The organism is Blastococcus sp. SYSU DS0619 (assembly GCF_054051035.1).
The window spans coordinates 391772-403999 of the sequence record NZ_JBJHAM010000001.1; the positions used below are offsets into that span (position 1 = coordinate 391772).

General features: G+C 73.0%; 8 protein-coding genes. 3 read left to right on the top strand and 5 right to left on the bottom strand.

Features of this window, described 5'->3' with window-relative positions:
* Together ACI79T_RS01955 and ACI79T_RS01960 are read right to left on the bottom strand one after the other, a co-directional pair.
* Positions 1–579 carry a PAS domain-containing protein gene (locus tag ACI79T_RS01955; protein ID WP_456608361.1) on the bottom strand — a complete coding sequence of 193 codons (579 nt, stop codon included), beginning with the start codon at positions 577–579 and terminating at the stop codon, positions 1–3.
* A gap of 184 nt (positions 580–763) precedes the next feature.
* Positions 764–3469, bottom strand: a complete 2706-nt coding sequence (locus ACI79T_RS01960; RefSeq protein WP_456608362.1) for a S8 family serine peptidase — start codon at positions 3467–3469, stop codon at positions 764–766.
* A gap of 175 nt (positions 3470–3644) precedes the next feature.
* Here ACI79T_RS01960 and dcd point away from each other — a divergent pair, with 175 nt between their 5' ends.
* On the top strand, positions 3645–4229 hold the full coding sequence (dcd, locus tag ACI79T_RS01965; RefSeq protein ID WP_456608363.1) for a dCTP deaminase: 585 nt from the start codon (positions 3645–3647) through the stop codon (positions 4227–4229).
* Here dcd and ACI79T_RS01970 read toward each other — a convergent pair.
* The 3 genes from ACI79T_RS01970 to ACI79T_RS01980 form a co-directional block, all read right to left on the bottom strand.
* Complete coding sequence (locus tag ACI79T_RS01970) at positions 4226–5554, bottom strand: CynX/NimT family MFS transporter (protein WP_456608364.1); 1329 nt, start codon at positions 5552–5554, stop codon at positions 4226–4228. The genes dcd and ACI79T_RS01970 overlap by 4 nt on opposite strands.
* Positions 5555–5689: 135 nt before the next feature.
* Complete coding sequence (locus ACI79T_RS01975; RefSeq protein ID WP_456608365.1) at positions 5690–7990, bottom strand: heterodisulfide reductase-related iron-sulfur binding cluster; 2301 nt, start codon at positions 7988–7990, stop codon at positions 5690–5692.
* A gap of 323 nt (positions 7991–8313) precedes the next feature.
* Complete coding sequence (locus ACI79T_RS01980; RefSeq protein ID WP_456608366.1) at positions 8314–9315, bottom strand: type IV toxin-antitoxin system AbiEi family antitoxin domain-containing protein; 1002 nt, start codon at positions 9313–9315, stop codon at positions 8314–8316.
* Between the two features lie 302 nt (positions 9316–9617).
* On the opposite strand from ACI79T_RS01980, the gene dnaK reads away from it, so the two are divergent.
* Complete coding sequence (gene dnaK / locus ACI79T_RS01985) at positions 9618–11495, top strand: molecular chaperone DnaK (RefSeq protein ID WP_456608367.1); 1878 nt, start codon at positions 9618–9620, stop codon at positions 11493–11495.
* On the top strand, positions 11492–12199 hold the full coding sequence (gene grpE / locus ACI79T_RS01990; protein WP_456608368.1) for a nucleotide exchange factor GrpE: 708 nt from the start codon (positions 11492–11494) through the stop codon (positions 12197–12199). The genes dnaK and grpE overlap by 4 nt, the downstream gene beginning before the upstream one ends.
* The last annotated feature ends 29 nt before the right edge of the window (positions 12200–12228 follow it).

Below are 12228 nucleotides of genomic sequence, written 5' to 3' on the forward strand. Positions count from 1 at the left end.
TCAGCTCTCCTCCTTGTTGATGACCGACCAGACGAACTCCTCGTACGTCTGGCCCTGCTCGGCGAGCACGTCGGCGAGCAGCCGGGAGGACGCCTCGACGGCCGCCCGGGCGTTCGGGTGGCGGCGCTCCTCGTCGAGCAGCCGCTGGTAGAGGGGCAGCACCCGCTGGACGGCGCGGCGGGAGGGCCGGCGGCGGTTGGAGTGGTACCCGACGACGCCGCAGCCGGCGTCGAACGACGGGGTGACGTGCGCCAGGACCCAGTAGTGCCCGCCGTCGACCGCCAGGTTGTTGATGTAGGCGAAGACCTCCTGGCGGGCGCGCAGGGTGTCCCAGAGCAGCTTGAAGACCGCGCGCGGCATCCCGGGGTGGCGGATCAGGTTGTGCGGCTGGCCGAGGACGTCGTCGAGGTCGTAGCCGCTGACCCGGAGGAAGACGTCGTTGGCATAGGTGATCACGCCGCGCAGATCGGTCTTGGAGACGATCAGCTCGTCCGCGGCGAAGGACCGCTCGCGCCCGGTGGGGCGAGCGGCGACGCGGGTGCCACGGGGTGCCGGTGGCGCCGGCCGGGTGTCGAGCACGAAAGCGGTCTCCCTGGGTTCCGTCCGATTGCGTCCTCTACATCGGCAGGCCGGGGGGCGAGGTGTACGGCAACCCCCTGTTGCGGGGGTGGCCCGGGTGCGGACGACACCGCGCCCCGTCCGCATGGGGAAGTCGGACGGGGCGCGGTGGCTCAGGGGATGCGCCGGGTCGGCGCGGACGGCGTCAGAGGGCGACGCCGGTGCAGGAGGAGGCGCAGCTCACCGACCAGATCGAGCCGAGCGCGGCGAACCGGTCGGAGCGGACGAGCCGCTCACCGTGCGGTCCGGTGCGCACCACCGGTGCAGCGTCCGGTGCCGTCCCGTCGCCGGGCGTGGCACCACCCGGGGTGCCCGGGTCGGGGCTGCTCGGCGTCGGGCTGCTCGGGGCAGGAGCGCCGGGCGCCGGGGTGGTCCCGCCGGGTGCGGTCCCACCGGGCGTGCTGCCCGAGGGATCGCTGGCGACGGTCTCGGCGTAGGTGAGCGCGCCCGTGAGCGTCGTCGACCGGCCGTCGCGAGCGTGCAGGCTCACGTCGTAGGTCCCCGCCACCCGTGCCGGGACCCGGACGCGGAGGCTGGTGGCGCTGCTGTGGACGACCGTGGCGGTGGCCGACGAACCGATCCGCACCGTCGGCACGCTCGGCAGCGACAGGCCGGTGATCGTCACGATCGTCCCGCCGGCGGTGTCGACCAGGTTCGGGCTCAGCGCGGTGACGCGGAAGGCGCCCACCTCGGGGTAGGTCGTCGTGCGGGACGGCGAGGGTGCCGTGCCGGGCTCGGTGCCACCCGGGGCGGTCGTGCCCGGCGTGCTCGGGGCCGGGCTCGGCGCCGTGCCCACCGGCTCGGAGCCGCCCGGAGCGGTGCCTCCGGGTGACGGGGTGCCGGGTGACGGGATGCCGGGTGACGTGCCGCCGGGTGCAGGGGTCGTGCCGCCGGGCGCGGGGGTGCCACCGGGCGTGGGAGTCCCACCGGGCGTCGGCGTGCCGGGTGCCGGGGTCGTGGTGCCAGGGGTGGGAGTGCCCACGGGCGAGGTGGTGCCGGGCGCCGGGCTCCCCGGTGCCGGCGTCGTGGTGCCGGGCGTCGGGGTGCCGGGGGTGCCCGGTGCCGGGGACGTGGTGCCGGGCGTCGGGGTGCCCGGTGCCGGCGTCGGGCCGGAGGACGGGGTGCTGCCCGGCGTCGTACCGCCCGGCGTGTCGCCGCCGGCGGAGGCCGCCGGGGACACCAGCAGGGGCGCCGCGTGCATGCGTCCCAGCGGCTCGCCGTCACGGTAGAGCTGGACCGTCAGCACGTAGCGGCCGGCGGCCAGCTCCATGGCCGGCGACAGCCCGACGCCGTCGAAGGCGGGGAACGAGCCCAGGTCGAAGCGGGCGTCACCGGCGTCGTCGGTGGGGACCGTGACGCCGTTCAGGGTCACCGGCTTCTCCGACAGCGCCCAGATCTCGCCGCCGTCCTCCATGCCCAGGCCGACGTCGACCGTGTAGCGGCCGCTGCCGGCCGGCGTGCTGATACCGACGGTGGGGGTGACGGTCCCGGCGCGCGCGGTCATCGACGTGAACGCGTAGCGCACCGGGTCGTCGGCGGAGGCGGCGACCCGGCCCATCGAGAGCCGGCCACCGGTGACAGACCTCCCGGCGAAGGCCGCGACCCGGTCCACGTCGGCGAGCAGCGCGTGCTTCAGCTCCGCGGCCGACGCCGTCGGCAGGACGGCGCGGTAGAGCGCCACGGCGGCGGCCACGTGCGGGGCGGCGAACGACGTCCCGTCGACCAGCCGCATGCCGCCGTCGTTCCACGGGGCGGCCACCCGCTGCCCCGGGGCGAAGAGGTCCACCGACGTCGCGCCGTAGCCGGAGTGGGCGGCGACGGTGTCCGCGGCGGTGGAGCTGCCGACGGTCACCACGTTCGGGTCCGTCAGGCTCGCCGGGTAGACGATGCTGGTGTCCCGGTTGCCGCCGTCGTTGCCGGCCGCGGCGACCACGAGAACGCCGTGGGCGTCGGCGTAGGCGACCGCCGAGCGCAGCGCGTCGAGGGCCGGGCCGCTGATGGCGCCGCCCCACGAGGCGTTGACCACGTCGGCGCCGTGGTCGACGGCGTACCGGATCGCCTTGGCGCAGAGGTAGATGTCGACCGTGCTCCCGCCGCCGGCGACCAGCGGCATGATCGAGACGCCGGGCGCGACACCCGCCGAGCCCTGCCCGTTGTTCGCTCGGGCGCCGACCACGCCGGAGACGCTGGTGCCGTGGCTGCCCAGGCTGCCGTTGTCGATGTCGGCGTTGTTGGCGTAGAAGTTCCAGCCGTGGCAGTCGCCGGGCAGGCCGTTGCCGTCGGTGTCGGCGGAGCCGCAGCGCTCGGCGGGGTTGGTCCACAGGGCGCCGGCCAGGTCGGGGTGGTCGGAGTCGAACCCGGAGTCGACGACGGCGACGACGCGGCCGACGCCGGTGCCGGTGTCCCAGCCGGTGGTGGCGTCCACGTCGGCGTCGGCCACGGCCGCCTGCCCGTAGGCGTTGGCGCCGGTGTTCTCCAGGTTCCAGCCGTACTGGGGGAAGAACGGGTCGGTGACGGTGCCGAACACGTCCACGGACGTCGACAGCGTGATGTCGCCGACGCCCGGGACGGCAGCCAGCCGTTCGGGCGTCAGGCCGTCGGTGGCCACGAGCACCCGGCCGCCGTCCACCCACTGCGCGCTCGCGACGCCGGGGACGGCCTCCAGCGCGGTCAGCAGGTCGCCGGACGTGGTGGCGGCGGTCAGCACGTAGCGGGTCAGCCCGTCGCCGTCGCCGAAGCCGGTGGCCTGCTCGACCGGCGGCGTCGCCCACGCCGACCAGGTCGCCGCGCCGGCGTAGCCGGCCACGACGGCCGAGGTCAGGACGATCCCCAGGACCTTCTTGCTCGTCATCCGCACAGTCCTCCGGCGCGACCCGCCGGTCGGTCCGGAAGGGGCCGGGACCGGGGAACCGGTCGTCGGCAGGCGCTCTCCCGCTGGGCTACGGCGCGGCTGCCGGCCGGCTTGAGGCCCGGCGGGACGGATTCACCCGGAGGGAGGGCGGGAGCGGTTCCCTAGACTCCGCGCCATGCTGCTGAGCGACCGCGACATCACGGCCGCGATCGCCGGGGGACGCCTCGGCATCGAGCCCTACGACCCGGGTCTGGTGCAGCCCTCGAGCATCGACGTCCGCCTGGACAGGTTCTTCCGCGTCTTCAACAACTCGCGGTACACCCACATCGACCCGGCCGAGCAGCAGGACGACCTCACCACGCTGGTCGAGCCCGCCGGCGACGACCCGTTCGTGCTCCACCCGGGCGAGTTCGTGCTCGGCTCCACGCTCGAGGTCATCAGCCTGCCCGACGACCTCGCGGCGCGGCTGGAGGGCAAGTCCTCGCTGGGCCGGCTGGGGCTGCTCACCCACTCGACGGCCGGCTTCGTCGACCCCGGCTTCTCCGGCCACATCACGCTGGAGCTGTCCAACGTGGCCAACCTGCCGATCACCCTCTGGCCGGGCATGAAGATCGGCCAGCTCTGCATGTTCCGGCTGACCAGCCCGGCCGAGCACCCGTACGGCTCGGCGGTCTACGGCTCGCGGTACCAGGACCAGCGCGGGCCCACGCCGTCGCGGTCGTTCCGGAACTTCACCCGCGCGGACACGCGGCGTCCCTAGTCGCGCGGTGGCGGGGCGCTGGCTGCCGCCGGGACCTCGACGCCCGCGCTCTCCAGCACGTCGCCGCGGCGCCCCGCCGGTGACCAGCCGGGGACGGCCCGGTCCACCTCGTCGTCGACGAACACCTGCCGCGTGGCCATCCACCCCGCGACGCTGAGCACGGCGACGCCGGTGAGCACGATGACGAACATGCCGTCGTAGCTGCCGGTGACCCCGCGCAGCACGCCCACGAGGAGCGGGCCGGACCCGGCGATGACGTAGCCGAAGCTCTGGCTGACGGTGGAGAGCGCGGAGACGGTCTCCGGCGTCCGGGCGCGCAGGCCGATGAGGGTGAGCACCATGGAGAAGGTGCCCATGCCGACGGCGATGAGGACCATCCAGAGCCAGGGTGCGGTGGTCGGCGCCGTCCAGAGGCCCACCCAGCCGGCCACGTAGCAGGCGATGAACACCAGCAGCAGCGGGCGCTGCAGGCGCGGGCGGACGGTCAGCGACGGGATGACGGCGCTCAGCGGCAGGCCGACGACGGAGTTCAGGCCCAGGAGGAGCCCGGCGGTCGCCGCGCTCAGCCCGGAGTCGCGCAGGTACTGGGCCGACCAGCCGATGACGACGTAGGCCTGGAGCGCCTGGACGCCGAAGAAGGCGGTGATCGCCAGCGCCGTCGGGCTGTGCACCAGGGCCCGCATCCGGACGGCCGTGTGGCTCTGGCGGGAGACGTCGGGGGCGGTCGGCACGGCCAGCCAGACGCCTGCCGCGACGAGCGCCGGCAGCGCCCAGACGACGAGCGCCCAGCGCCATCCCCCGCCGTCGGTGCCCGCGGCATCGGCGATGGGCTGCGAGGCCACCGCGGCGAGGGTCGCGCCCAGGCCCATCGCGGTGCTGTAGGCGCCGATCAGCGGGCCGGTCCGCCCCGGGAAGTGGCGCTTCACGAGGCTCGGGAGCATGACGTTGCCCAGGGCCCCGCCGGCCATGGCCACCGCCGTGCCGGCGAGGAAGACGGGGAAGCCCTCGGCCAGGCTGCGCAGCGCGAGACCGGCGGTCATCGCGACCAGTGCGCCGGCGAGCACGTGCGCGTCGCGGTAGCGCGCCGACAGGGCGGGGCCGGTGAACCCGATCAGCGCGAAGCAGAGCACCGGCATGGTGGTGATGACGCCCGCCAGGCTGCTGGAGATGCCCAGGCCGCGCTCGATCTCCTCCAGCACGGGGCCGACGCTGGTGACCGCCGTCCGGAGGTTGAGCGCGGTCAGCACGATGGCGACGGCCATCAGGCCGAGACCCCGACGACGGTCGGCGTCGGTGCTGCTGCGGTCGGGGGCGGTGCGGGTCACCCCGGCATGGTCCTCCATCGGCCGTCCGCCCCGCGCCGGGGGTCGTGAGCCCGGGCAACGACCAGGGGCCGGGGACGACGACGGCGCGCACCCCTGGGGGATGCGCGCCGTCGTGGTGCTGGAGGGCAGGTGCTCCTACTGCGGGCCGTGCTCCGTGGCCGCGGAGCCCTCCCCGGCCGGGTCGGCGTCGGGCGAGGTCCCGACGTCGGGGCCGGAGTCCGCGCCCTGGGCGGAGACCGCCACCGGCTGCATCGAGCGCAGCAGGATCTGGCTGACGTCGAGCACCTCGACGTGCTCGGCCGCCTCGCCGTTCTGCTTCTTGGAGGTCAGCGCGTCGCTCAGCATCGTGATGCAGAACGGGCACGCGGTGGAGATGACGTCGGGATCGAGCTCGAGCGCCTCCTCGGTGCGCTCCACGTTGATCCGCTTGCCGATCTTCTCCTCCATCCACATGCGGGCACCGCCGGCGCCGCAGCAGAAGCCGCGGTCCTTGCAGCGGTGCATCTCCTGGGTGGACAGGCCCTGCACGGCGTCGAGGATCTCCCGCGGCGGTGTGTAGACCTTGTTGTGCCGGCCCAGGAAGCAGGGGTCGTGGTAGGTGACCTTGCGGTCGACCGGCGTGACCGGGGTCAGCCGGCCCTCCTCCACCAGCTTGCCGAGCAGCTGGGTGTGGTGCACGACCTCGTACTCCCCGCCGACCTGCGGGTACTCCCGGCCCAGCGAGTTGAAGCAGTGCGGGCAGGTGGCGACGATCTTGCGGGTGCCGGGCACCCGGCCCTCGAAGACGCCGTTGAGGGTCTCGACGTTCTCCATGGCCAGCTGCTGGAAGACGAACTCGTTGCCCAGGCGGCGGGCGGGGTCACCGGAGCAGGTCTCCCCGTTGCCCAGGACGGCGAACTCGACGCCGGCGGTGTTGAGCAGCTCGGCGACGGCCTTGGTCACCTTCTTGGCGCGGTCGTCGATGGCGCCGGCGCAGCCGACCCAGAACAGGTACTCGACCTCGTGCGGCAGCGGGCCGTCGGCGACGCGGACGTCGAAGTCCAGCTCCTTGATCCAGTCCTCGCGGACGTTGCCGCCCATGCCCCACGGGTTCCCGCGCTTCTCCAGGTTGGTCAGCATCACGCCGGCCTCGGAGGGGAAGTTGGACTCGATCAGCACCTGGTAGCGGCGCATGTCCTCGATGTGGTCGACGTGCTCGATGTCGACCGGGCACTGCTCCACGCAGGCGCCGCAGTTGGTGCAGCTCCACAGCACGTCGGGGTCGATGACCCCGCCCTCCTCGAGGGTGCCGACCAGCGGGCGGTGCGCTTGCGCGTCGTTGGTGCCCTCGATGCGGGCGTAGCCGGACGCCCAGACCTGCTCGTCGCTGGGCTTGAGGACGTCGTAGTCCGGCGCGGTCTCGCTCGCCGTCTTCTCGCCCAGCAGGTAGGGGGCCTTCGCGTAGAGGTGATCGCGAAGATCCATGATCACCATCTTCGGGCTGAGCGGCTTGCCCGTGTTCCACGCCGGGCACTGGCTCTGGCACCGCCCGCACTCGGTGCAGGTGGTGAAGTCCAGCATCCCCTTCCAGGTGAAGTCCTCGATCTTCCCGCGGCCGAAGACGTCGTCCTCGCCCGGGTCCTCGAAGTCGATGGGCTTGCCACCGCTGGTCATGGCCGGCAGCGGGCCGAGGGCCTGGGTGCCGTCGTCGTTGCGCTTGAAGTAGATGTTGAAGAAGGCGCTGAACCGGTGCCAGGCCACGCCCATGTTCAGGATGCGGCTGATGACCACGAGCCAGGTCAGCGAGACGACGATCTTGATGAACGCGACGATCGAGACGACGTCGGGGTTGTCCGGGAAGAGGTTCGACGCCAGGCTCGCGAACGGGTGCGACCAGGTGGGGGCGTCGTCCAGGCCGGAGGCGACCTTGGCGGCGCGGATGCTCAGGATGCTGATGCCGACGACCAGGACGACGGCCTCGACGAAGTAGCCCCGGCCCTCGTTGGACCCGGCGAACCGGCTCTTGCGGCCCTGCCGGCGCGGGTGGTCGCGCTGGCGCCGGATGATCAGGTAGATGATCCCGAGGATCGTGCCGGCGCCGATCAGGTCGACGAAGAGGCTCCAGATGGCCCACTCGCCGATGAGCGGCAGGTGGAACGCCGGGTTCCACACCTCGCCGAACGCCTCGACCAGCGTCAGGAACAGGCCGTAGAAACCGACGAAGACGAACCAGTGGGCGATGCCGATGGTCGACCACTTCAGCATGCGCGTGTGGCCGATCGACTCCACCACCAGCGTCTTGAGCCGGTTCTTGACCGGGCCGAAGCGGGTGCCGTCGGGCTGACCGGTGCGGATGATCCGCACCATCGCCCGGACGGCCCGGTAGGCCATCACGGACGCGACGATCAGGAACAGGACGCTGATCGTCCCCAGGACGATCTGCAGCGGGCCCGTCATGTTTTCCCCTCCCGTACGCCTGGCGGCGTCGGCTGGCCCCCCACCTGCCACACGGGCGAGGGGGCTGTGTGTGGTGCGCGCGCCGGTGCACCGGCGCTCGGGCCGGCGCGCGGATCGCATGCGGGCAGCGCTGCCCGCACTGCGACGCACGATAGCGGGCGCGCCGAAAGGCTACTCACGGGTAACGACAGCGCGCCGCACAGCGGGCTGCTCGCCGTCCCGTGCGCCGCGCCCACCCCCGTCCCAGCGGCTGACCGTCACCCCAGGCCCGTGGTCGGCAGCACAGCGTTGTGCGCCTGTGGTCGCGGCGACGGGCCTCGATCTCAGCCGGCGCGCGTCCGACCCTCCGCGCGCGGTGTGGCCGTGAAGCGGCGCACGGCGGGCGCGGGGGCGGTGAGCAGTCCGCGCAACCGTGCCTCGACCCGGGGCCAACCGCGGTCGATGTCTTCGTCGGCGACCCGGACCACGCGGATGCCTAGTGCGCGCAGCTCGTCCTCGCGGCGCTTCTCCTCCCACAGCACCTCGGCGGGCGTCCGCCCGCGCCACGGGTCCGTGTACTTCACCTTCCCGTCGAACTCAACGGCGACGGCGGATGCCTCGAACCACGCGTCGACGACACCGACCAGCCGTCCGGCGCTGTGGATCTCCACCTGGAGCACGGGCGCCGGGAGCCCCGCTCCGATGATGCGCAGGCGGCCCCGCGTCTCCAGCGGCGACTCGGCGCGCCCGTCGGCGAGGTCCACCACCCGGGCGGCGCGGCGGGCGCCCGGCCACCCCTGGAGCGCCGCCGCACCGTCGGCGAGCTGCTGCACGGTGACGCGCTTTCCGAGCAGTGCGGCATCCGTGGCGATCACCGCGTCATCGAGCGGCCACCGGCGGGCTCCGTCGAGGAGGGTGCGGGTGGTGGTGGTCAAGCGGAGCGGTCCCTCGGAGGTGACGTCGTCCGGCCGCAGCGGCGCCTGGGTGACCCGGTAGCCCCGTCCCTGCCGGGACAGCCGGGGGTCGGTCAGCCGGATCGGGCCCGTGGCGGTCGCCCTGGGGACCGGCAGCTCCCAGAGCCGTGCGGCCGTCTCGTGGCTCAGCGCCACGGTCGGGCGGTCGAGCTCCAGCAGGAGGGCGAGGCACTCCAGTCGGTGGCGGGTGCCGTTGGTCGTCGCCGACCGGATGACTCCGGCGGTGGCGTAGACGCCGCGGCGGAGGCGGACCCAGGTCCCCGACGAGCGGAGCCGGCGGATCTCGGGGTGGTCGTAGCCGGCGCGGCGGGCGTCCCGTGCGGTGAACAGGCCCAGCTGGCGCTCGGCGGCGGCGCGGAGGAGGGGGTGCACCGACGCAGTGTCGGCGGTCCGGGCTGGTTGCGGCGGGTGGTCGACGGATCTGTGGATCACCGCGCTGAGGCTTCCCGTCCGGTGGGACCGACCCCAGCCTCACACGGCTGGGGAGCGACCACGAGGCTGGGGCGACGCGTCGAGAGGTGTGTGACAGGAAGCGCCGGCGGTGCCCCGGGAACACGACCGGCATCCCTGCCGTTAGGGTGGGCAGGAAAGTTGAGTGGACCCCGCGCAAGGGTGGCCACCGGCTGACCACACGGACCAGTACCACCCCAGCACACGGAAGAGAGGCCATCTCCATGGCTCGAGCGGTCGGTATCGACCTCGGCACCACCAACTCCGTCGTCACCGTCCTGGAGGGCGGCGAGCCGACGGTGATCGCGAACTCCGAGGGCTCGCGCACCACCCCGTCCGTCGTCGCCTTCGCCAAGAACGGCGAGGTGCTCGTCGGGCAGTCGGCCAAGAACCAGGCGGTCACCAACGTCGACCGCACCATCCGGTCGGTCAAGCGCCACATGGGCACCGACTGGAAGACCGACGAGATCGACGGCAAGCGCTACACGCCGCAGGAGATCAGCGCCCGCACGCTGCAGAAGCTGAAGCGGGACGCCGAGACCTACCTGGGCGAGCCGGTCACCGACGCCGTCATCACCGTCCCCGCCTACTTCGAGGACGCGCAGCGCCAGGCCACCAAGGAGGCCGGTGAGATCGCGGGCCTCAACGTCCTGCGGATCGTCAACGAGCCGACCGCCGCCGCGCTGGCCTACGGCCTGGACAAGGGCGAGACCGAGCAGACGATCCTCGTCTTCGACCTCGGTGGCGGCACCTTCGACGTCTCCCTGCTCGAGATCGGGGACGGCGTCATCGAGGTGAAGGCCACCGCCGGTGACAACCACCTCGGTGGTGACGACTGGGACGAGCGCGTCGTCAAGCACCTGGTGCAGACGTTCAACGCCTCCAACGGCATCGACCTGTCCAAGGACAAGCTGGCCATGCAGCGGCTCCGCGAGGCCGCCGAGAAGGCCAAGATCGAGCTGTCGGGCGCGCAGTCGACCAACATCAACCTGCCCTACATCACCGCCGGCGCCGAGGGCCCGCTGCACCTCGACATCACGATCACCCGCGCCGAGTTCCAGCGGCTCACCCAGGACCTGCTGGACCGCGCCCGCGCGCCGTTCAACCAGGCGATCCGCGACGCCGGCATCTCCGTGGGCCAGATCGACCACGTCGTCCTGGTCGGTGGCTCGACCCGCATGCCGGCCGTCTCCGACCTGGTGCGCGAGCTGACCGGGGGCAAGGAGCCCAACAAGGGCGTCAACCCCGACGAGGTCGTGGCCATCGGCGCCGCGCTGCAGGCCGGTGTCCTCCGCGGCGAGGTCAAGGACGTCCTGCTCCTCGACGTCACCCCGCTGTCCCTGGGCATCGAGACCAAGGGCGGGATCATGACCAAGCTCATCGAGCGCAACACCACGATCCCGACCAAGCGCTCGGAGATCTTCACGACGGCCGACGACAACCAGCCGTCCGTGCAGATCCAGGTGTTCCAGGGCGAGCGCGAGATGGCGATGTACAACAAGAAGCTCGGCATGTTCGAGCTCACCGGTCTGCCCCCGGCGCCTCGCGGCGTCCCGCAGATCGAGGTCGCCTTCGACATCGACGCCAACGGCATCGTCCACGTCCACGCCAAGGACCTCGGCACGGGCAAGGAGCAGTCGATGACCATCACCGGCGGCTCGGCCCTCCCGAAGGACGACATCGAGCGGATGATGAAGGACGCCGAGGCGCACGCCGAGGAGGACAAGCGCCGCCGCGAGGAGGCCGAGACCCGCAACCTCGCCGAGTCGCTGCAGTACCAGACCGAGAAGTTCCTGGCCGAGAACGGCGACAAGATCCCGGCCGACAAGAAGGACGAGCTCGGCGAGGCGCTGAGCGAGCTGCGCAGCGCGCTGGGTGGCTCCGACATCGAGGCCATCAAGTCCGCGCAGGAGAAGGTGGCCCGCGTGTCGCAGGAGGTCGGCGGGGCGCTCTACGCCCAGCAGGCCGACGCGGCCGGCGGTGCGCCCGGTGCCGAGGCCGGTGACGGCGCGGCGCAGGGCGGCGCGACGGCGGCCGACGACGACGTCGTCGACGCCGAGATCGTCGACGAGGGCCCGGACGAGGGCGCTGACCGCCGATGAGTTCCGGGGACGAGCAGCCGCGGGTCGTCATCCGTGACAAGCGGCGGATCGACCCCACCACTGGTGCAGTACGGACGCCGGCCGGCGAGCAGCCGGCCGGCGTCCGGCCCGGTACCGACCTCCCAGGGGAGCAGATGAGCGAGCACGAGACGCCGCCGGTCGACGAGCAGGCGCCGCAGGAGCCCACCGCACCGCAGCAGACCGCTGACGGCGGCGAGCTGGCCCAGCAGCTGGCCGAGCGCACCGAGGACCTGCAGCGGGTCACGGCGGAGTACGCCAACTACCGACGGCGGATCGACCGCGACCGGACCCTGGTCGCCGACCAGGCGGCCGAGCGGTTCGCCACCCAGCTGTTCCCGCTCGTCGACGACATCGAGCGGGCCCGGGACCACGGTGACCTCACCGGGGCCTTCAAGCTCGTCGCCGACCGCATCCTGGGCCTGCTCGACGGCCTGGGGGTCGAGGCCTTCGGCAAGGCCGGCGACGAGTTCGACCCGGCGCTGCACGAGGCCGTCATGCACGACACCTCCGCCGAGGTGAGCGTGCCGACGGCGACCACGGTGCTCCGGCAGGGCTACCGCCGGGGCGACCGGGTGCTGCGGACGGCGATGGTGGCCGTCACCGAGCCCGAGTCCCCGGCCGCCGCACCGCAGCCGCAGGACGCGCCGCAGGACGACGGCGACACCGGCCAGGCGGCGGTCTGAACCGCACGACAGCGACGAGAGGGGGCGTC